Origin of the sequence: Saccharopolyspora oryzae (assembly GCF_027853915.1) — a bacterium.
Lineage (GTDB): Bacteria > Actinomycetota > Actinomycetes > Mycobacteriales > Pseudonocardiaceae > Saccharopolyspora > Saccharopolyspora oryzae.
Genome location: NZ_JAQGLA010000117.1, coordinates 1 through 17,083, shown reverse-complemented (window position 1 = coordinate 17,083; position 17,083 = coordinate 1). Strand labels below are relative to the sequence as shown.

The window sequence follows — 17,083 nt, the reverse complement described above, 5'->3', positions numbered from 1 at the left end:
CGGGCACGACGAGACCACCCCGATCGCGGCCTCCCGGATCCGCCGCCTGCCCACGGTCCCGGCCCAGGCCCGGCTCGACGAAGCCCTCGCCTCGCTACGCCGCTCGGGCAGCCACCTGGCCACCGCCATCGACACGGCGGGTACACCCGTGGGCGTGGTGGCGATGGAAGACCTCGTCGAGGAATACGTCGGCACCGTCCGCGACACCACACACGTGCACTGACGACGAGCGGGTCGGGCGAGATTGCCCGACCCGCTCACTCGTTCGAGGGAAGTGCGAGATGATCCAGGGGTGCCCCACCTCTCAGACACCGCTCCTTCCCATCGCTTGATCGGCGCCCGCTACCGCCTGGAGGGCACCATCGGCCACGGCGCGATGGGCCACGTCTGGGCCGGAACCGACGAACTGCTGCACCGCCCCGTCGCGGTCAAGGAACTCCGCCTGTCCCCCGGCGTCGCCGAAGAGCACGCGGCTGAAATGCGGGAACGCGCGCTGCGCGAGGCGCGGGCGATGGCCGCGCTCAACCACCCGAACACGGTGCTGCTCTACGACGTCGCGCGCGAGGACGAGCAGCCGTTCGTCGTGATGGAGCTGGTGCGCGGGCTGAGCCTCTCCAAGATCCTCAACAAGCACCGCACGCTCCCGCCCGCGAAGCTGGCCGTGCTCGCCGACGGTGTCGCGGCGGCGCTGCAGGCGGCGCACGAGATGGGCATCGTGCACCGCGACGTCAAACCCGGCAACGTGCTGCTCGGCGCCGGCCGCCAGGTCAAGCTCGCCGACTTCGGCATGTCCCGGAGCACCGCGGAGTCCACCCTCACCCGCTCCGGCGTGCTGGTCGGCACTCCCGCCTACCTGGCTCCGGAGATCGCGATCGGCCGCGAGCTCGGTGCGAACGCGGACCTGTGGAGCTTCGGCACCATGCTCTTCGCCGCGGCCGAAGGCCACCTGCCCTACGAGAGCACCGGTGATCCGCTGATCACCATCAGCTCGATCGTGCACGGCCCGGTGCCGCCGCACCGGCAGACCGGACCGATCGGCGAGGTGATCAGCGGGCTGATGGTCAAGGACCCGGCCCGCCGGATGCCGCTGCTGGAGGTGCGGCAGCGGGTGCACGACCTCGCCCGCCAAGCCGGGGAGCACCCGTTCGAGGACTACCTCCGCGACATCGAACCGCCCCGCCCGATCTCCCCCACCGCTCCCCCGTCCGACCAGACCACCACACCGGTGCAGGCCGCGAAGCGCTCCAGGACTCGCACCACGATCGTGCTCGGCGCGGCCGCGGTGCTCGCGATCGGCGCGGCGACCGGCGGATACTTCCTCGGGCGCGCCGGTGAGCCGATCCCCGCAGGCGTTCCCGGGCGGACTCCCATTTCGCAGTCCACCCCGTTCCCCGAGGACAGCCCCTTCGGCGCACTCGAGGCCGAGCGCGCGACCTCCGGCAGCAACGCCGGTTCGCTCGGCACCGAGCGCGGGGAGGGCGGAACCGTCCAATTCGCCAGTCAGATGAAGGACGGGTCCTCGCTCACCTTCGACAACGTCGATTTCGACTCCGCTACGGCCACCCAGGTCTCCGCCAGGCTGCGCGTCAGCTCCGACGAGATCAAGGGCAAGATCGAGCTCCGGCTGGGCGGGCCGTCCGGTGAGCTGATCGCCAAGATCCCGGTGAACTCGAACCGCGGCACTGGCTGGAAGGTTGTTCCGGTCAACCTGCTGCGCCCGCTGAACGGGCAGCAGACCGTGAACCTGTCGGTCATCTCCGAGGACCCCGCCCCCTTCATGGACCTGGACTGGGTGCGCTTCCACCGCTGAGGCGGGCCCGACTACCCTTGACCGGCGATGACCGTGCTGTCCGAAGACCAGTGGCGGGCCCGGCAGGCCGCCCACCGCGAACGCGTCGCCCAGTGGACCCACCCGCACCGCGAGCGCCAGCACGAGCACCGCAAGCACCCGGTGCTGGACTTCCTGTTCACGTACTACTCCTTCCGCCCGGCGCGGTTGGAGCGTTGGCAGCCCGGTGCGGGCGTCACCCTGGTCGGTGGCGAGGAGTTCCTGGCGCGGCGCGGTTTCGTCGAAACGGCTCAAGGCGTCGCGCTCGATCCGGCGGCGTTCACCGAAAAGCGGCGCAGCACCGCGGAATTCGTGCTCGGCCTGCTCAGCGCCACCGCTTCCCGCAAGGCCCGGCTGGGCTGCTTCGGGCTGCACGAGTGGGCCATGGTCTACCGCACCCGACCGGCCGACGTCCGCCACACCGGCTGGCCGCTGCGGCTCGGGCACGACGGCACCGACGAGGTCGTGGACTCGATGCAGGTCAACTGCACGCACTACGACGCGTTCCGCTTCTTCACCCCGCCGGCCCGCCCGCTCAACACCCTCCAACCGGAGCGCACCGACCAGGTCCAGCTGGAACAGCCGGGGTGCCTGCACGCGAACATGGACTTGTTCAAGTGGTGCTACAAGCTGGACCCGTTCGTGCCCGCCGAGCTGGTCGCGGACTGCTTTGAGCTGGCCGTGCGCGTCCGCGAGCTCGACATGCGCGCCAGCCCCTACGACCTGCGCGAACTCGGCTACGAACCGGTCCAGATCGAGACTCCCGAGGGCCGCGCGGACTACGTCCGCCGCCAGCGCGACTTCGCCGCCGAAGCCGGGGTCCTGCGCCAGCGACTGATCGACACCTGCCGGGAAGTCCTCGCCTGGGCCCGCCAACCGGTGTGACCCGGCCGGTTCAGGCGAACGGGCCTTCCGCGCCGAAGGCGTGCTTCGCGAAGCGCTCGGCGATGCGGCGGTGGGTGGCGGCATCCGGGTGCAGGGCGTCGGGCAGCGGGAGTTCCGCGAAGTCGTCCTCGCCGTAGAGCTCTCGCCCGTCGAGGTGGTGCAGGTTCGGGTCGTCGGCCGCCCGAGCTGCGGTGATGCGGGCGAGCTCCTCGCGGATGACGGTGAGCGTCAGCTTCCCGGCCGCGCGCTCCGCCGGGTCGCCGGTGGCCCGGAAGCGCACCACCCCGTCGTCGAACACCGGCGCGCCGGGGCCCGGGGTGTCCTCGTGGATCGGGCACAGGATCGGCGAGATCACCAGCAGCGGCGTAGTCGGATGCCCCTCGCGGATGGTGTCGAGGAAGCCGTGGACCGCCGGGCCGAAAGCGCGCAGGCGCATCAGGTCGGCGTTGACGACGTTGATGCCGATCTTGATGCTGATCAGGTCCGCCGGGGTGTCGCGCAGCGCGCGGGCGGTGAACGGGTCGAGCAGAGCGCTGCCGCCCAGCCCGAGGTTGATCAGCTCCACGTCACCGGTGGCCGCGGCCAGCGCGGGCCACGTCGTGGTCGAGCTCTCCGCGTTCGAGCCGTGGCTGATGGAGCTGCCGTGGTGCAGCCACACCCGGCGGCCCCGGTCCGGGACCGGCTCGACGGGTGCGTCGGTGCGCAGCGCGACGAGTTCGGTGACCTCCCGGTACGGCAGCCAGATCTCGACGTCCTTCTCCTCGGCCGCGAGGTCGGTGAACCGGACGGTGGCGACCGGACCCGACTCGGTGGTCATGGTGCCCGCGGCCATGTCGATGGTCAGGACGTTGCCGCCGTCCGCAGTGGCCCGTCCGGCGAGGCGGCCGTCGACGAGCAGGTCGTAGGCGTTGCCGGGCAGCGTCTGGGCACCGCGGTAGACCGTCTTGGTGGGCAGCACGTCCAGCTCGACGGCGGTCGCCGCCGTCCGGAAGGCCAACCGCACCCCGGACGGCTGGGATTCGACCATGGCCAGTTGCCCGTCGGAGCTCTGCGCGCGGGCCTTCGCGGGAAGCCGGTGCGGCAGGACACCGCGTTCGGTGCGCTCCAGGTCGAGCGCGCCGCGCAGGACGTCCGCCGTGATCGGTGTGGTGGTCCACTCCGCCGCGGGTGAATCGTTCATGGTCCCCACCTTGTCAAACCGGGAGCCGAAGCCGCACGTCATTTGTCCGCTCGCGGCGCGGGACGGGCCAGCACGACGAAGACCAGCACCGCGGCCAGCGACAACGCCCCCATCACCAGGCCCATCGGCAGCGCCGTGCCGGTGCCCGCCGAACCGACCAGCGGAGCGGCCAGCGCTCCGGCCGAGAACTGCATCACGCCGAGCAGCGCCGAAGCGCTGCCCGCGGTCTCGGGATTCCCGGACAGCGCCAGCGCCGTGGCGTTCGGCGAGACCATGCCGATGCTGGACGCGACCAGGAACAACGCCGGGAGCAGACCGATCAGCCCAGCCCCGACCAGCGCGGACACCGCCACCGAGACCCCGCCGAGCGCGTTGACGCCCAGGCCGACGGCCAGCAGGCGGCGGGGTTCGGCGCGGTCGACCAGACGCGCGTTGAGCTGTCCGACGAGGACGATGCCCAGCGAGTTGATCCCGAAGACCAGGCTGAACGCCTGCGGTGACATGCCGAAGACGTCCTGCAGCACGAACGACGAGCCCGAGATGTAGGCGAACATCGCCGCGAACGCCAGCGCGGCCGACAGCGAGTACGCGACGAACACCCGGTCGCCGAGCAGCGCCCGGAAGGTGCGCAGCGTTTCGCCCAGGTTGCCGGCTCGCCGGGACTCCGCGGGCAGCGTCTCGCGCACGCCGAACGCGGTCGCGGCCAGCAGCAGAGCCCCGATCAGGCCGAGCGCGAGGAACACCCCGCGCCACGAGGTCACGCGCAGCAGCTGCCCGCCGATGAGCGGCGCGAGGATCGGCGCCAGCCCGTTGACCAGCATGAGCAGCGAGAAGAACCGGGCCATCGCCACGCCGGAGTACATGTCGCGCACCACGGCCCGCGCGATGACGATCCCGGCCGCCCCTCCCAAGCCCTGGACCAGCCGCAACCCGGCCAGCGCGTACGCGGAGGGCGCGATGGCGCACAGCAGCGAGGCGAGCGTGAACACCACCAGCCCGACCAGCAGCGGACGCCGCCTGCCGTAGGTGTCCGAGAGCGGCCCGGCGACCAGCTGGCCCAGCGCGAGCCCGAGGGTGCAGGCCGTCAGGGACAGCTGGACCTGCGAGGCCCCGGTGCCCAGCTCGGCGGCGATCTCCGGGAAGGCCGGCAGGTACATGTCGATGGACAACGGCCCGAACGCGGACAACCCGCCCAGGATCAACACGTACTTGGTCCTGTTCGGTTCAGACATCCCGCCCTCGTTCGTTCACCATGCGAATAAAGCCGACAGAACGGTAACCGACCTGCCGCACACCGATGAGTTCGGTGGTGCGCGCTGGTCTGCACCGGTGCACATCCCGCGAGAGGAGCTCCACGATGCCCGCTCTGAAACCGGCCGCCGACCGGATGGCCGAGCTGCTGGCCAACGTCACCGATGCCCAGCTCACCGCTCCGACACCGTGCTCGGAGTACACCGCCGGCGACCTGATCGACCACATCAGCGGCCTGAGCCTGGCGTTCACCGCCGCCGCGGCGAAGGACCGCTCGCTGACCGGGCAGGGACCGTCCGGGGACGCGTCCCGCCTCCCCGCCGACTGGCGCACCCTGCTGCCCGAGCAGCTGACGGCGCTGGCGAAGGCCTGGGAAGATCCAGCGGCCTGGGAGGGCATGACGCAAGCCGGCGGCATCGAGCTGCCCGGCGCGGTGGCAGGACTCGTCGCGCTCGACGAGCTCGTGGTGCACGGCTGGGACCTCGCGAAGGCCACCGGGCAACCGTTCACCTGCGACGAGGAATCCCTGGCCGCGTGCCTGGAGTTCGTCGGCCCGGCCGCGGAGAACCCCGGCCCGGACAGCCCGTTCGGCAAGCCCGTCGAGGTCGCCGCGGACGCCCCGGCGCTGGATCGGCTCGTCGCCCTGACCGGCCGCACCCCGACCTGGCACCCCTGACCAACGGAGTCCGATGTGGACGCCGCACCCGGGCCGGGCTTCCCGATTCCGGGGAAATTCGGGAAAACCCGGCCCGGGCGGCAGGTGCTCAGTCGGCGATGCGGCGCATGAAGCGGTCGACGTAGGCGCGGTGCTCCGGAACCAGGGCACCGTCGGGGTACATCAGGCAGGTCACGTTCGCGCCGATGGACGCGTTGATGACCTCACCGGCCAGCGCGGTGACTGCGGGTGCGTCGACCGGTTCGCCCTTGCCGCGCGCCGCGGCGATGAGCTCCGCCAACCGGCCGCGCCAGGTCCGCAGGTGATCGCGGTAGAGCTCGGCCAGCTCGGCGTTGGACACCGAGTGCTCCCACAGCGCCAGCAGGATCCGGGCCGCGTCGATCCGGTACTTGTCGAGCGGCATCACAGCCTCGACGTAGCGGCGCAGGGCCGCGACCGGCTCGTCGGGTTCCGGGCCCTGCTCGCGGATCCGGTCGCCCATCTCGGCCAGCGCGCTCTGGAAGGTGGCCGCGATGATGCTGTCCTTGCTGGGGAAGTACCTCTTGAGCGCACCGTTGGCGTAGCCCGCCGCAGCGACGATGCTGCGCATGGTGGCGGCTTCGAACCCGCCTTCGATGATGAGCTTCTTGGCGACCTCGACGATCTCCCGACGTCGCTGGTCATGATCGATGATCTTCGGCATGGCCTCTTGTTGTGCTCGACTCGTCCGGGCTGCACGTGTTCGTCTCGTTCACCCCCGACGCGACGATTCGCCCACCGTACATGAACGAATCGGACCGGCGGATGAGCACGATCACAGCAACCTCGCGCGGATCCGGACCGTCCGCGGCGGATGTGCGGCTGCGTGACCGCGCGAGCACCACGGGTGAACCGGCACGACGCGCCGAGGAACCGAGCCGGCCGCGCGCTCCCGAGGGGGAATACGGGAAGCACGCGGCCAGCAGCCACGATCGTACCCACCCGCAAGAGCCCTCACCTTCCGGTTGATCAACTCCGTTTGTCCTTGGCACGATTGAGAATTCCGCACCACCGCCACCTCCCCGGCCCCGGTGATCGCGCAAGTTCAATGGAAATCGAAGGTCCGATTTCCATTGAACTTGCGCGGATCCGCTCAGCGCAGGTCGGCGGGCGGATGGCCGAACTCGGCGCGGAACACCCGGGTGAAGTGCGCGTGGCTGGCGAATCCCCAGCGGTGCGCGATCCCGGCGATGGTTCGGTGCCGGGAAGTCGGATCGGCGAGTTCTCGCCGCGCCCGCGCCAACCGTCGCCGCTGCACGTACCGAGCCGGGGTATCGCCTTCGGCGGCGAACAACCTTCCCAGGTGCCGCACGGACATGCCGACCGCAGCGGCCACCCGCGCGGGCGTCAGCTCGTGGTCGCCGAGGTGGCGGTCGATGAAGTCCTTGGCCGCGAACAGCGGCGCCGCACCGCCGGTCGCCAACGCCCGCAACAGGTCCAGCGCGAGGTCGTCCGTCCCGTCGGACACCGACTCCGGCCGGGCGGCAATCCCCTCCAGCAAGGTGCGCAGCGACCCCAACCCCGGGCTGTCCACGCCGAACCGGATCGGGCTGGGCACTTCGGCGAACAGCTCGCGCGGGATGTCCACCAGCAACTGCCGCATCGGCGCGGAGAAGCCGAACAGGTACGACCGGCGCGTGTCGTACATGACCAGCTCGCCCGCGCCGAGGGTCAGGCAACCCTGCCCGTGGTAGAACACCGCCTCGCCGGAGAGCACCAGGCTGGCGAACACCGAATCCTTCGGCAGCGCACGACATGCGGCCGAGGTCCGCTCGACGACGTGCTCGTTGCCCGCGATGTCGGCCATCCGCAGCGCCCCGAACCGCACGTTGGTCTGGGTCGCCAGCAATCCCTGCTCGGCGTACGGCGAGCACTTCAGCCCGACCAGCGCGCGCCGGTTGTACTCCTCCCACGCGGCCACCCGGTCTGCCGGATCCACGTGGGCCGTGGACAACCGCGAGATCAGCGAGCCGGGCTGGGTCATCACGGCCTCCTGCGGGCGCCCCGTTGCCACGGCAGACTAACCCCGCGTCCGGGCGGCCTCAAGCAGCCGAGTAGCCGCCGTCCACCGGCACCACGGCCCCGGTGACGTAGCGGGCGGCCGGCGAGCAGAGGAACTCGATCACCGACGCGACCTCCGCCGGATCGCCGAGCCGGCTCATCGGGATCCGCGCCAGCACCGCGGCCGACGCCACCGGGTCGTCGAGCACACCCCGCGCCAGCGGGGTGACCACGAAACCCGGTGCCACGCAGTTGACCCGCACACCGAGCGGCGCGTACTCGATCGCCAGCGAGCGGACGAGCTGGCCGACACCGCCCTTGCTCGCGCTGTAAGCCGGCCGGTCGGCGCTGCCGGTGAAGGCGAACATCGACGACACCGCGACCGCGGAACCGCCCGTCGCGGCCAGTCCGTCGCGAGCAGCGGTGCACGCGGTGAACACCGAGGTGAGGTTCACCGCGAGCACCTGCTCCCACACCTGCGGCTCGTACTCCCGCCGGTCGCCGCTGATCCCGGCGCAGGCGACCAGGTGCTCGACCCGGTCCACCCCGCCGATCAGCGCGCTCAGGGCGTCCCGGTCGGTCACGTCCTGCAACGCGACCGCGATCCGCTCGTGCACGGGCAGCTGATCCGGCTCCGCGGGCGGGAGCCCGATCGCCAGCACGTCCGTCCCGCTCTCGGCGAACCGCAGAGCGGTGGCCGCCCCGATGCCCGAAGTCCCGCCGGTGATCACCACCGTCACGGCCGCACCACCACCTTCACCTCGCCCGCACCGGCGCGCAGTCCGCGCTCCACCACCTCGTCGAGCGCCACCGTCGAGGTGACGATCCGCGAGAAGTCCACGCCGTCCGCGGCGAGCCGGATCAGCTCCGGGAACGTGTCCCGGTACCCGACGGTCGCGATGATGGACTGCTCGCGGTTGACGAGCGCGAAGGCGTCGAAGTCCAGGCGACCGCCGAGACCGACGAGCACCACGTGCCCGCCCGCGCGCACCGCCGCCAGGCAGGTGTCTAATGTGGATTGGACACCGACCACCTCGAACGCCACGTCCACCTCGGGGACGTCGGCCCCGGTGCTGGTGGCGCCCAGTTCGACCGCCAGCTCGCGCCGGCCCGCATCCGGGTCCACCCCGTGGATCCGGTCGATGCCGAGCTGCCTCGCGAGCAGCACGACCAGCAGCCCGATCGGCCCGAGACCCACCACCGCGATCGACTCGCCGCGGCGGGCCCCGGAGCGGCGCAGCGCGTGCAGCGCCACCGAAGCGGGCTCGAAAACCGCTGCCTGCTCGAAAGAAACGTCCCCAGGCAGCACGTGCGCCATGTACGCCGGGATGGTGGCGTACTCGGCCAGACCACCGTGCCCCATCAACCCCGCGAACCCGAAGTGCGCGCAGATGTTGTACTCCCCCGCCCGGCAGCGGTCGCAGCGCCCGCACCGGTAGTGCGGCTCGACCGCCAACCGGTCGCCCTCGGCCAGGCCGCGCACGCCCGCGCCGACCGCGGTGACGGTGCCGCAGAACTCGTGCCCGAGCACCAGCGGCAACATCACCCCCGACTCCGGGTGCGGCGTCACGGGTATCGCGTGCGGCCCATCGGCGAACTCGTGCCGATCGCTGCCGCAGATCCCGCAATAGGCGACCCGCAGCTGAACCTGCCCCGGCCCGGGAGCCCGGACCGGCACCTCACCGATCCGGACATCCCCAGCACCGTGGTACACCGCAGCCAGTCCCGCCTCTCCGGGATTCACAGTGGTGGTTGATTCGGGTTTCGATCTTGCGTTTCGCGGTTTCTTGTGGCTGGTTTGCGTCACGTTCCCCTGAGGTGCGGTTCTGTAGGACTCGGCACTCATGCTTCCGCCTCCGCTCGCTGTCGCAGGAGCAGCGGTGCGGTTTCTCGCAATCCGAACGACAGCAGGACCACCACGACTGCGCCGCCGACCGCGATGAACATCGCCGCCTGCAGTCCCCACTCATCGGAGGCCCATCCGGCGAGCACCGGTGCCAGGCATCCGCCGCAGAGCTCGCCGACGCCCATCACCAGTCCCAGCGCGGTGGCCAGCGCCCGGCTCGGCACTGCCTCGGCCGGGATCGTGGCCATGAACAGCGTGAAGCAGCCCAGCCCGGTGTAGGTGAGCACGACGATCACCCCGAGCAGCAGCGGCTGCTCCACCAGCACCACCGCCAGCGGGCACAGCGCGGCGACCGCCGCGAACGCGATCATCGTGCGCCGCCTGCCGATGCGGTCCGAGATCGCCGGGATGGCGAAACCCCACAGCACCCAAGCGATGCCGAAGCAGGCCATCACCGCGCTCATCGTGCCGGGCGAGTACCCCTTGGCGCCCGCCAAGTAGGTCGGCGCGAAGGTGATGATCACGACGAACCAGGTGAGGAAGCACGCCGCGATCGCCATGCACAGCACGATGTTGCGCTCGCGCAGCAGCTGCCCGAACGGCACCCCCGGACCGGATTCGACGGTCACCTCCACGCGCCCACCGGGCGGGACCTCCCGCACCGAGCGCGCCACCCACGCCGCCAGCAGCAGCCCCGGCACGATCGTCAGCAGGAACGCCGCGCGCCAGCCCAGGTGCCCGGCGGCCCACACCACGACGACCGGCGAGACGATCCCGCCGAGCAGCCCGGCCGAGGATCCCTGCACCAGCCCCATGTTCAGGCCGCGCCGGCCCGGCCGGGACGCCTCGATCATCAGCGACTGGGCCATCGGCAGCACCGCGCCCTCGGCCAGCCCCATCAGCGCCCTGGCGATCAGCAGCCCGGTGAAGCCGGTCATCAGACCGGACGCGGCCGAGCACCCCGAGAAACCGATGATCGCCGCGATGAGCAGCGGTTTCCGCTTCCCGATCCGGTCGGAGACGGTGCCCACGACCATCCCGGACAGCGCCCAGGTCAGCGCCAGCACCCCGGACAGCGCGCCGAGCTGGGTGTTCGACAGCGGGAAGTCCTCGCGGATCATCGGCGCGAGGAACGACAGCGCCTGCCGGTCGAAGAACACGAATCCGAACGACAGGAACAGGATCAGCAGCAGCCGGTTCTCGTAGCGGGCCGGGTTCATGGCGGCGACCCGGTCAGCGAAACAGCGAGTTGACGTAGTCCGCGCCGAGACCGACGGCGTCGTAGTGCTTGCGGCACAGCTCGATGTAGTCGTGGACGTCGAAGTAGCCGGTGGTGTTGCCGTCCTCGTCCAGCCAGATCAGCGGGCCCTTCACGATGAACATCGCCTTCATCGGCTCCTCGCTCTCGTAGGCGACCAGGGTGTGCCCCTCCCCCGGCGCCTCGTAGACGAAGTCCCCGGCCGAGGCCGTCCACGGCCGCTCCAGGTAGCCCCACTTGCCGGAGATCGTGTAGGCGAACACCTCGTGCGGGTGGTAGTGCCGGTTGACCAGCCCGGCCGACTTGGCCCGCAGGACGTCGGACCACGAGTTGTCCTTGACGTTGATCCACAGCGGCCGGGAGCCGACGGTGTCGGAGAACGGCGCGTAGTAGCGGTCGTCGTCGGTGGCCACCTGGGACAGGTAGACCTCGGGCTGGGCGTCGGGCTTGAAGGAGTTCTCGATCGGCTTGAGGTCCTTCCAGAACTCCGTGGTGGGATGCTCGGGCATCTCCGCCGCCTCTCTCGCATCGGTGCAGGTCCTGGCATCCAAACCCGTCGGCGGTCACCGGGTCTTCCCGCTGGCGGACACGTCCTTGCCCGTGGCGGACATCGGTTCCAACGCTTTGTAACAGCTGCTACATTCTCGGGCGTGACAGAAGCAGCCCCGCGTTGGCTGGTCCTCGTGATCAAGGTCCCGACCGGACCGTCCCGACACCGCGTCGCCGTGTGGCGGGAACTCCGCAAGATCGGAGCGCTCTCCCTCGGCCAAGGCGTGTGGAGCGTGCCCGACGTGCCGGTGTTCGCCGACGGCATCGCCCGCGCCGTCGAGCTGACCCGGCAGGCCGGTGGCCAAGCCCTGGCCCTGGACGCCGCCGGGCGCGGCGAAGCCGATGCCGCCGCGCTGCAGGAGCAGTTCACCGCGGCGCGCTCGGAGGACTGGACCGAGTTCCTCGCCGATTGCGGCAAGTTCGAGGCCGAGATCGCCAAGGAGATCCGCAACGCCAAGTTCACCCTGGCCGAGCTGGAGGAAGAGGAGCAGTCCCTGGAGCGGCTGCGGCGCTGGCACCGCGACCTGACCGCCCGGGACGTCTTCGGCGCCCCGGAAGCGCCCGAAGCCGCCGAACAGCTCAAGAAGTGCACGGCGGTGTGCGAGGACTACGCCGAACGCGTCTTCGGTGCGCTGCACAACTCGAACGGGGCGATCTGATGAGCACGCCCCGCCAGATGTGGCCGCTGTACGCGGCAGGCTTCACCACCGCCTTCGGCGCCCACGGCATCGCCGCGAACCTCGGCGGCTTCTCCGCTGACGCGGTCACCTCCCTGCTGGTGCTCGGCGGGCTGCTCGCCCTCTACGACGGCGCCGAGGTCCTGCTCAAACCGCTGTTCGGCGCCCTCGCCGACCACATCGGCGCCCGCCCGGTGCTGATCGCCGGCCTGCTCGGCTTCGCCGCCGCATCGGCGACCTACGTCATCGCCGACAGCCCCGCCTGGCTGTGGGTGGCCCGCCTGGGGCAGGGCGCCGCGGCGTCGGCCTTCTCCCCCTCCGCCTCCGCGCTGGTCGCCCGGCTCAACCCGTCGGCCAAGCACGGCCGCGCCTTCGGCTCCTACGGCTTCTACAAGTCCATCGGTTACACGCTGGGCCCGCTGCTGGGCGGCATCCTGGTGTGGACCGGCGGGCTCTGGCTGCTGTTCGCGGTGCTGGCGCTGCTCGGCCTGGGAGTCGCCATCTGGGCCGCGATCGAGGTCCCGGCGACCCCGCCGCTGCCCAAGACCCGCCAGACGGTGCTGGACCTGGTGCGGCGCCTGACCGACCCGGCGTTCCTCGCCCCGACCGCGGCGCTGGCCGCGGCGACCGCCGCGCTGTCGGTGGGCGTGGGCTTCCTGCCGGTGACCGGCCGCCTGGCCGGGCTGGGCCCGATCGCCACCGGAGCCGCGGTGTCGGTGCTGGCCGCCTGCGCGGCCGTCGTGCAGCCGAACGCCGGGCGAGCGCTGGACACCGGCCGGCTCACCCCGCCCCGAGGCATCGCGATCGGCCTGGTGATCACCGCAGTGGGTCTGCTCTGCGCGGTGGTTCCCGGCCTGCTCGGGATCCTGCTGGCCGCCGCGCTGATCGGCGTCGGCACCGGCCTGATCACCCCGCTCGGCTTCGCCGCGCTGGCAGCGTCGACGCCGCAGGAGCGGCTGGGCCAGACGATGGGTGCCGCCGAGCTCGGTCGCGAACTCGGCGACGCGGGCGGCCCGCTGCTGGTCGCGGCGGTCGCCACGCTCGCGGGCCTGGCCTCCGGCTACCTCGTGCTCGCGGTGCTGATCGCCCTCGGGCCTGCGATCGCCTTCGGCCTGCGCACCGCGCGCCTACGTCAGCGGACGTAGCAGAGGTTCAGCTCCGCATCGGATGAGCTGATCACCCCTGTCGGCCACGCTTCAACGAGCTGCCCGACAGGAGGGATCCGATGACGACCACGACCGCACGCCCCAGCGGCCAGCGCAGCCGTCGACTCAGCGCTCGCGGCCGCAAGGCGTTCCTCGCCGCGCACCTCCTGGCCGCAGCCGCGTGGTTCGGCATCGACCTCGCCGTCGGCATCCTCGTCGTGACGGCCATGGTCACCGACTCCCCCGCGACCGCGGGTGCCGCGCTGCAAGCGGTCGGGGTCTTCGCCGTCTGGCCGATGCTCACCGCCGCCGCCCTGTGCCTGACCACCGGCGCCGTGCTCGGGCTGGGCAGCAAGTACGGACTGCTGCGGTACTGGTGGGTGGCGGTGAAGCTCGGCATCAACGTGCTCTTCGCGGTCCTGATCGTCGTCGCGCTGCGCCCGCTCATCGACCAAGCGGCCGACGCCGGCACCCACCTCGCCGGAGGTGGTACCGGCGCCATCCCCACCCTCCTGCTGTACCCCGTGGTGGTCGGGCCGAGCCTGCTGCTCACCGCCTACCTGCTGTCGGTGTTCAAACCGTGGGGCCGGATCCGGTGAGGCGGCATCAGAGCAGCTGGAAGCCGAACGGCAGCTCCAAGCGGTGCGCGGCGAGCAGCTCGGCGTCGGCCAGGATCTCGGCGGTGGGCCCGTCGGCGACCACCGCGCCGTCGTCGATCAGCACGCTGCGCGGGCACAGCTGCCAGGCGTAGGGCAGGTCGTGGGTGACCATGAGCATCGTGCCGCCCCAGTCCAGCAGCACCTCGGCCAGTTCGCGGCGGGCCACCGGCTCCAGGTTCGACGACGGCTCGTCCAGCACCAGGACCTCCGGGTCGCAGGCCAGCGCGGTCGCCAGCGCGACTCGCTTGCGCTGGCCGCCGGACAGGTGCAGCGGCGAGCGGTCGGCGTGCTCGGCCATCCCCACCGCCGCCAACGCCGAGTCGACCCGTTGTGCCAGCTCAGCGCCCCGCAGACCGAAGTTGGCCGGGCCGAACGCGACGTCCTCGCGCACGGTGGGCATGAACAGCTGGTCGTCGGGGTCCTGGAAGACCAGCCCCACGCGGCGGCGGATCTCGGTCAGGTTCCGCTGCTGCACCGGCAGCCCGCCCACTTCGATGCGCCCCGACCCGGCGCGCAGCACGCCGTTGAGGTGCAGCGTCATCGTCGTCTTGCCCGCGCCGTTGGGCCCGAGCACGGCGACCCGCTCCCCGCGCTCGACGCGCAGGTCCAGGCCGCGCAACGCGCGGTGCCCGTCCGGGTACTCGTAGGTCAGCCCGGAAACCTCCAGCGCCGCAATGTGTTCCGGCGCAGCAGCGCGTTCGGGCGAGGTCTTGCTCAGGCTGTCCACAGCGCGGCTCCCAGGAGAACAGCGGCGACGGCGGGTGCGGTCATGCCCCACCACCACATCGCCGACGACGTGCGGCGCGACTCGCCGAGGTCGGGCATCGCGCCGCGCCACCCCCGCGAGACCATCGCCAGGTGCACCCGCTCACCCCGCTCGTAGGAGCGGATGAACAGGCTGCCGATGCCCCGCGCGGTCGCGCCGACCTGCCACAGGAATCGCGGGTCGTGCCCGCGGCAGATGCGGGCGATGCGCATCCGCTCGGCCTCGGCCACGATCACCTCGGCGTAGCGGAGCATCAGCGTGATGATCGTGATCAACGACTTCGGCGCGTGCAGCCGCTGCAAACCCACCACCAGCTCGCGCGGCGCGGTGGTGGCGGCCAGCAGCAACGACGTCGCCAGCCCGAGCGTGCCCTTGACCAGGATGTTCCAGCCCGCCAGCAGCCCCTCGACGGACAGCGGCAAGCCCGCCACGTCCGTCGTCGCGCCACCGGCGGTGAACGGCAGCACGAGGGCCAGCACCACGAACGGCACCTCGATCAGCAGGCGGGCGGCCAACCAGCGCGGCGGGATACGCGCGAGCAGGGCCAGCGCGGCCAGCAGCACCGCGTACCCGCCGAACGCCCAGAACACCTCGCGCGGGGTCGCCACCACGCACAGCACGACCAGGAACGCGGCGATGATCTTGACCTCCGGCGACAGCCGGTGCAACGCCGAAGCACCCGGCAGGTGCAACGCGCTCGCGTGACCGGCACCCACCGCTACTCGCTCCCGGTCCGCCGGCGAAGCCCCCAGAACAGGCCGCCGGCCGCGATCAGGGTGACCACCGCACCGATCACGCCGGCGAGTCCGGTCCAGCGGTCGTCACCGCCGACGGTGTAGTCGGCCAGCGGACCACCGGAAAGAGCGTGCTCCTGGGTGTTCTGCGCGATGCAGTGCCCGGTCAGCTGCTCGCCCCGGTCGGTCTGCACCACCTCGCAGCCCTGCTGGGTCACCGCGTCCAGGCCGTCCGGGTCGGAGTCGGCGAAGTAGGCCACCCCGCCGGCGATGACGAGCACCACCAGTCCGAACACCAGCAGGAACCGTCGCATCCCCGTCACCGCACGGCCTCCTTCTCGGCGCGAGCACCGCGCAGCAGGTGGATCAGGTCCGGCCGCACGGCCGCCACCGCACCGACGGTGGCAGCGGTGATCACGCCCTCGCCCAGGCCGATCAGGCAGTGCACCCCGACCACGGCGATCGCAGCGGTGCCCGTGCCGTAGCCGGCGGCACCACCGATCGCGTACTCGAGGACGAAACCCCCGGACGCCGCAACGGTGTTCACCCAGGCCGCGACGAACGCGGTCACCAGCAAACCGCCCCTGCTGCGGGTGGCCACGCGGCGCAAGGCCAGCGCGACGAGGTAGCCGACCGCAGTGCCGATCAAGGCCATGTTGGTGATGTTCGCGCCGAGCATGGTCAGCCCGCCGTCGGCGAACAGCAGCGCCTGCACCACCAGCACGATGGCCACGCACAGCGCGCCCACCCACGGCCCGGCCAGGATCGCCGCCAGCGCACCGCCCAGCAGGTGCCCGCTGACGCCCGGCAGCACCGGGAAGTTGATCATCTGCGCGGCGAACACGAACGCGGCCACCAGACCGGCCATCGGCGCGGTCCGGTCGTCGAGGTCACCGCGCGCCTTGACCAGCGCCAGCGACAACCCCGCCACCGCGACAGCGGCGAACAGCACCGCCGTCGGTGCGCTCAGCAACCCGTCGCTCATGTGCATCGCGAGCGTCTCGGTCCGCATCTCGCACCCTCCTGCACGTCCAACTGCCCATCGAGGGTAGTTGCCCGCGAGGTGCTGTCACCAGACCTTGGCAAGAGGCGATGATCGCATTCTCACCAGCGAAAACAGACGACCCGGGCAAAAGCACCCGGGTCGTCCGCAAGTCCTTCCGATCAGTCTCTGACGGCCAGCGCCAGTTCGCCGTTGGCGTCCCGCTCGGCGTCCAGCGTCTTGTCCCCCAGCAGGGTGGCGACCTGCGGTTCGAGGAACACCCGGACCCCGGACTCCTCGATCACCTCGTCGCCCTCCTGGGGCGCCTCGGCGATCGACGCCTGCAGTCCGTCCCCGGCCGGCGCGATGCGCAACCCGGAGCCTTCTTGAGAGTCACCACCGACGAGGACGAGCTTGATGACCTCGGCGGCGCTCTCACTGATGGTGAGCATGATGCTCAACTCCCTTGTCGGAGCCGGTCAGGTGAAGGGGCCACCGTGTCATCCGGTCGGCCCAACACGCAAACCAGCCCGCCCGGGCGTGTCACCACCGAGCCCCGGCCCGCGCAGGTGGGCGTCCATCTCGCACGGAATTGACGCTCACCCGGGTGGCGGTCGACTTCGTGCGA

General features: G+C 71.3%; 19 protein-coding genes and 1 pseudogene. 7 read left to right on the top strand and 13 right to left on the bottom strand.

Annotated elements, in window-relative coordinates; translation table 11 throughout:
* The 3 genes and pseudogenes from OU415_RS35410 to OU415_RS35400 all read left to right on the top strand — a co-directional run.
* Positions 1–223, top strand: a pseudogene (locus OU415_RS35410) (hypothetical protein); the annotation flags it as partial.
* Positions 224–292: 69 nt separating this feature from the next.
* On the top strand, positions 293–1,810 hold the full coding sequence (locus OU415_RS35405; RefSeq protein WP_270953997.1) for a protein kinase domain-containing protein: 1,518 nt from the start codon (positions 293–295) through the stop codon (positions 1,808–1,810).
* A gap of 27 nt (positions 1,811–1,837) precedes the next feature.
* Complete coding sequence (locus tag OU415_RS35400; RefSeq protein ID WP_270953995.1) at positions 1,838–2,713, top strand: 3-methyladenine DNA glycosylase; 876 nt, start codon at positions 1,838–1,840, stop codon at positions 2,711–2,713.
* Between the two features lie 10 nt (positions 2,714–2,723).
* Here OU415_RS35400 and OU415_RS35395 read toward each other — a convergent pair whose 3' ends face one another.
* Both OU415_RS35395 and OU415_RS35390 read right to left on the bottom strand, forming a co-directional pair.
* Positions 2,724–3,893, bottom strand: a complete 1,170-nt coding sequence (locus OU415_RS35395; protein WP_270953993.1) for a GDSL-type esterase/lipase family protein — start codon at positions 3,891–3,893, stop codon at positions 2,724–2,726.
* A 38-nt stretch (positions 3,894–3,931) separates the two neighbouring features.
* Positions 3,932–5,125, bottom strand: coding sequence for a Bcr/CflA family multidrug efflux MFS transporter (locus tag OU415_RS35390; RefSeq protein WP_270953992.1), 1,194 nt, complete (start codon positions 5,123–5,125; stop codon positions 3,932–3,934).
* Positions 5,126–5,250: 125 nt separating this feature from the next.
* On the opposite strand from OU415_RS35390, the gene OU415_RS35385 reads away from it, so the two are divergent.
* A complete protein-coding gene (locus tag OU415_RS35385) occupies positions 5,251–5,820 on the top strand; it encodes a TIGR03086 family metal-binding protein (protein ID WP_270953991.1) in 570 nt (189 codons plus the stop codon).
* 88 nt (positions 5,821–5,908) lie between these two features.
* On the opposite strand, the gene OU415_RS35380 is transcribed toward OU415_RS35385, so the two are convergent.
* The 6 genes from OU415_RS35380 to OU415_RS35355 all read right to left on the bottom strand — a co-directional run bounded on the left by OU415_RS35380 (position 5,909) and on the right by OU415_RS35355 (position 11,452).
* Positions 5,909–6,502, bottom strand: coding sequence for a TetR/AcrR family transcriptional regulator (locus OU415_RS35380; protein ID WP_270953990.1), 594 nt, complete (start codon positions 6,500–6,502; stop codon positions 5,909–5,911).
* A 429-nt stretch (positions 6,503–6,931) separates the two neighbouring features.
* The gene (locus OU415_RS35375; protein ID WP_270953989.1) at positions 6,932–7,822 is read right to left on the bottom strand and encodes a helix-turn-helix domain-containing protein; all 891 of its coding nucleotides are present in this window, start codon (positions 7,820–7,822) and stop codon (positions 6,932–6,934) included.
* A gap of 58 nt (positions 7,823–7,880) precedes the next feature.
* Positions 7,881–8,579, bottom strand: coding sequence for an SDR family NAD(P)-dependent oxidoreductase (locus OU415_RS35370; RefSeq protein WP_270953987.1), 699 nt, complete (start codon positions 8,577–8,579; stop codon positions 7,881–7,883).
* Positions 8,576–9,583 carry an alcohol dehydrogenase catalytic domain-containing protein gene (locus tag OU415_RS35365; RefSeq protein WP_270953985.1) on the bottom strand — a complete coding sequence of 336 codons (1,008 nt, stop codon included), beginning with the start codon at positions 9,581–9,583 and terminating at the stop codon, positions 8,576–8,578. Before OU415_RS35365 ends, OU415_RS35370 begins: the two co-directional genes overlap by 4 nt.
* A gap of 98 nt (positions 9,584–9,681) precedes the next feature.
* Positions 9,682–10,905, bottom strand: coding sequence for an MFS transporter (locus tag OU415_RS35360; RefSeq protein WP_270953983.1), 1,224 nt, complete (start codon positions 10,903–10,905; stop codon positions 9,682–9,684).
* A gap of 13 nt (positions 10,906–10,918) precedes the next feature.
* A complete protein-coding gene (locus tag OU415_RS35355; protein WP_270953981.1) occupies positions 10,919–11,452 on the bottom strand; it encodes a 2,4'-dihydroxyacetophenone dioxygenase family protein in 534 nt (177 codons plus the stop codon).
* 141 nt (positions 11,453–11,593) lie between these two features.
* Here OU415_RS35355 and OU415_RS35350 point away from each other — a divergent pair, with 141 nt between their 5' ends.
* The 3 genes from OU415_RS35350 (at position 11,594) to OU415_RS35340 (ending at position 13,913) form a co-directional block, all read left to right on the top strand.
* Complete coding sequence (locus tag OU415_RS35350) at positions 11,594–12,151, top strand: Chromate resistance protein ChrB (protein ID WP_270953979.1); 558 nt, start codon at positions 11,594–11,596, stop codon at positions 12,149–12,151.
* On the top strand, positions 12,151–13,314 hold the full coding sequence (locus OU415_RS35345) for an MFS transporter (RefSeq protein ID WP_270953977.1): 1,164 nt from the start codon (positions 12,151–12,153) through the stop codon (positions 13,312–13,314). The genes OU415_RS35350 and OU415_RS35345 overlap by 1 nt, the downstream gene beginning before the upstream one ends.
* A gap of 80 nt (positions 13,315–13,394) precedes the next feature.
* A complete protein-coding gene (locus OU415_RS35340; RefSeq protein WP_270953975.1) occupies positions 13,395–13,913 on the top strand; it encodes a hypothetical protein in 519 nt (172 codons plus the stop codon).
* A 7-nt stretch (positions 13,914–13,920) separates the two neighbouring features.
* Here the strand turns inward: OU415_RS35340 and OU415_RS35335 are convergent, their stop codons facing one another.
* The 5 genes from OU415_RS35335 to OU415_RS35315 form a co-directional block, all read right to left on the bottom strand.
* Positions 13,921–14,700, bottom strand: a complete 780-nt coding sequence (locus OU415_RS35335) for an energy-coupling factor ABC transporter ATP-binding protein (RefSeq protein ID WP_270953973.1) — start codon at positions 14,698–14,700, stop codon at positions 13,921–13,923.
* Positions 14,688–15,455, bottom strand: a complete 768-nt coding sequence (cbiQ, locus tag OU415_RS35330; protein ID WP_270953971.1) for a cobalt ECF transporter T component CbiQ — start codon at positions 15,453–15,455, stop codon at positions 14,688–14,690. The genes OU415_RS35335 and cbiQ overlap by 13 nt, the downstream gene beginning before the upstream one ends.
* Before the next feature lie 2 nt (positions 15,456–15,457).
* Complete coding sequence (locus OU415_RS35325) at positions 15,458–15,787, bottom strand: PDGLE domain-containing protein (RefSeq protein WP_270953999.1); 330 nt, start codon at positions 15,785–15,787, stop codon at positions 15,458–15,460.
* Positions 15,788–15,792: 5 nt separating this feature from the next.
* Entirely contained in the window at positions 15,793–16,485 is a 693-nt protein-coding gene (locus OU415_RS35320) for an energy-coupling factor ABC transporter permease (protein ID WP_270953970.1), read from the bottom strand.
* Between the two features lie 152 nt (positions 16,486–16,637).
* Entirely contained in the window at positions 16,638–16,907 is a 270-nt protein-coding gene (locus OU415_RS35315; protein ID WP_270953968.1) for a HesB/YadR/YfhF-family protein, read from the bottom strand.
* Between the last annotated feature and the right edge of the window lie 176 nt (positions 16,908–17,083).